Raw genomic sequence first — 726 nt, 5'->3', positions numbered from 1 at the left:
TTGAGGAAGAGTAAAATAAGGGAAAGATTATGAGCGAGAGAATAATTAAATGGGGATTCATCGGTTGCGGAGAAGTGACCAAATACAAAAGCGGACCGGCATTTCAGAAAATAGAGAACTCCGAAGTAGTGGCCGTCATGAGCCGAAATGGTGACAAGGCCAAGACCTACGCCAAGGAAAGAGGGATTCCTAAATGGTACGACGATGCCCAGGAGCTGATTGACGACGAAGAGGTGAACGCCGTGTACATTGCCACTCCTCCTTCTTCACATGCTACGTACGCCATCATGTCCATGAAGGCAGGTAAACCGGTCTACATAGAGAAGCCGATGGCCGTTACCTACGAAGAGTGCTGCCGCATCAACCGCATTTCCAAAGAAACGGGTGTTCCATGTTTTGTTGCGTACTACCGCCGCTATCTGCCCTACTTCCTGAAGGTAAAGTCACTGGTAGAGGAGGGACATATTGGCAATGTCATCAACATTCAAATCCGCTTCGCCCAGCCTCCCCGCGACCTCGACCATAACAAGGAAAACCTACCGTGGCGCGTGCAGCCGGACATTGCCGGCGGAGGATACTTCTATGACCTTGCGCCCCACCAGATAGACTTGCTGCAGGAAATCTTCGGATGTATCCTCGAAGCCAGCGGCTACAAGAGTAACCGTGGCAGACTATATCCTGCCGAAGACACTCTAAGCGCATGTTTCCAGTTTGACAGCGGACTGG

The 726-nt window shown here is 51.0% G+C and carries 1 protein-coding gene; it reads left to right on the top strand.

What is annotated here, in order from left to right; genetic code table 11:
* Positions 1–29: 29 nt before the first annotated feature.
* A partial coding sequence (locus tag ABUA47_RS24445) for a Gfo/Idh/MocA family oxidoreductase (protein WP_349832250.1) occupies positions 30–726 on the top strand: 697 nt, incomplete at its 3' end.

Source organism: Bacteroides sp. RTP31139st1_H2_RTP31139_211217, from assembly GCF_040227615.1.
Classification (GTDB): domain Bacteria; phylum Bacteroidota; class Bacteroidia; order Bacteroidales; family Bacteroidaceae; genus Bacteroides; species Bacteroides uniformis.
This window is presented reverse-complemented; position numbering and strand designations above follow the sequence as displayed.